The following is a 1,840-nucleotide window of genomic DNA, read 5'->3' as shown; positions in this document are numbered from 1 at the left end:
GCGCGTCCGCTCCTTGAGAACTCAACAGCGTGCCGAAAGTCAGTGCCATATGTTTGATCCCCACTCCTCTCGGGGGGTGGGTGTTGGGTTGATTGATATCGAGAGTGCCAACTCTTGGTTCTCGGCCTTGGATCGAAATTCATCTACGGAGAGTTTGATCCTGGCTCAGGACGAACGCTGGCGGCGTGCTTAACACATGCAAGTCGAACGATGAAGCCAGCTTGCTGGTGGATTAGTGGCGAACGGGTGAGTAACACGTGGGCAACCTGCCCTCAGCTCTGGGATAACTCCAAGAAATTGGTGCTAATACCGGATATTCATTCAGCCTCGCATGGGGTTGTGTGGAAAGTTTTTCGGCTGGGGATGGGCCCGCGGCCTATCAGCTTGTTGGTGGGGTGATGGCCTACCAAGGCGACGACGGGTAGCCGGCCTGAGAGGGTGACCGGCCACACTGGGACTGAGACACGGCCCAGACTCCTACGGGAGGCAGCAGTGGGGAATATTGCGCAATGGGCGGAAGCCTGACGCAGCGACGCCGCGTGAGGGATGACGGCCTTCGGGTTGTAAACCTCTTTCAGCAGGGACGAAGCGAAAGTGACGGTACCTGCAGAAGAAGCACCGGCCAACTACGTGCCAGCAGCCGCGGTAATACGTAGGGTGCAAGCGTTGTCCGGAATTATTGGGCGTAAAGAGCTCGTAGGCGGTTTGTCGCGTCGGCTGTGAAAGCCCGGAGCTCAACTCCGGGTCTGCAGTCGATACGGGCAGACTTGAGTGTTGCAGGGGAGACTGGAATTCCTGGTGTAGCGGTGAAATGCGCAGATATCAGGAGGAACACCGGTGGCGAAGGCGGGTCTCTGGGCAACAACTGACGCTGAGGAGCGAAAGCGTGGGGAGCGAACAGGATTAGATACCCTGGTAGTCCACGCCGTAAACGTTGGGCGCTAGGTGTGGGGGCCATTCCACGGTCTCCGTGCCGCAGCTAACGCATTAAGCGCCCCGCCTGGGGAGTACGGCCGCAAGGCTAAAACTCAAAGGAATTGACGGGGGCCCGCACAAGCGGCGGAGCATGTTGCTTAATTCGATGCAACGCGAAGAACCTTACCTAGGCTTGACATGTGCGGAAATCCTCCAGAGATGGTGGGTCCGTAAGGGTCGCACACAGGTGGTGCATGGTTGTCGTCAGCTCGTGTCGTGAGATGTTGGGTTAAGTCCCGCAACGAGCGCAACCCTCGTTCCATGTTGCCAGCACGTAATGGTGGGGACTCATGGGAGACTGCCGGGGTCAACTCGGAGGAAGGTGGGGATGACGTCAAATCATCATGCCCCTTATGTCTAGGGCTGCAAACATGCTACAATGGCCGGTACAAAGGGCTGCGATACCGCGAGGTGGAGCGAATCCCAAAAAGCCGGTCTCAGTTCGGATTGGGGTCTGCAACTCGACCCCATGAAGTTGGAGTCGCTAGTAATCGCAGATCAGCAACGCTGCGGTGAATACGTTCCCGGGCCTTGTACACACCGCCCGTCACGTCACGAAAGTCGGTAACGCCCGAAGCCGGTGGCCCAACCCCTTGTGGGAGGGAGCCGTCGAAGGCGGGATCGGCGATTGGGACGAAGTCGTAACAAGGTAGCCGTACCGGAAGGTGCGGCTGGATCACCTCCTTTCTAAGGAGCACTGGCCGGCGCATGTCCATGGGGTTCCTCCTGTGGGTGTCCGGTCCAGAGTCACGCCCATGCCGTGATGACTGCCCGTCTTGGGTGGTTGCGAGTGTGTGGGGTGTCGCTCACGGGTGGAACACTGACCAGTTCGACCGATCGGTCGTCATCGGCCCCAAGTACAGCC

1 rRNA gene is annotated in these 1,840 nt (G+C 58.7%); it reads left to right on the top strand.

The window, feature by feature from the left end:
- The first annotated feature begins 142 nt into the window (after positions 1-142).
- A 16S ribosomal RNA gene (locus tag UXQ13_RS23515) occupies positions 143-1,662 on the top strand.
- The last annotated feature ends 178 nt before the right edge of the window (positions 1,663-1,840 follow it).

Origin of the sequence: Klenkia terrae (genome assembly GCF_037083865.1) — a bacterium.
Classification (GTDB): Bacteria; Actinomycetota; Actinomycetes; order Mycobacteriales; family Geodermatophilaceae; genus Klenkia; species Klenkia terrae.
This window is presented reverse-complemented; position numbering and strand designations above follow the sequence as displayed.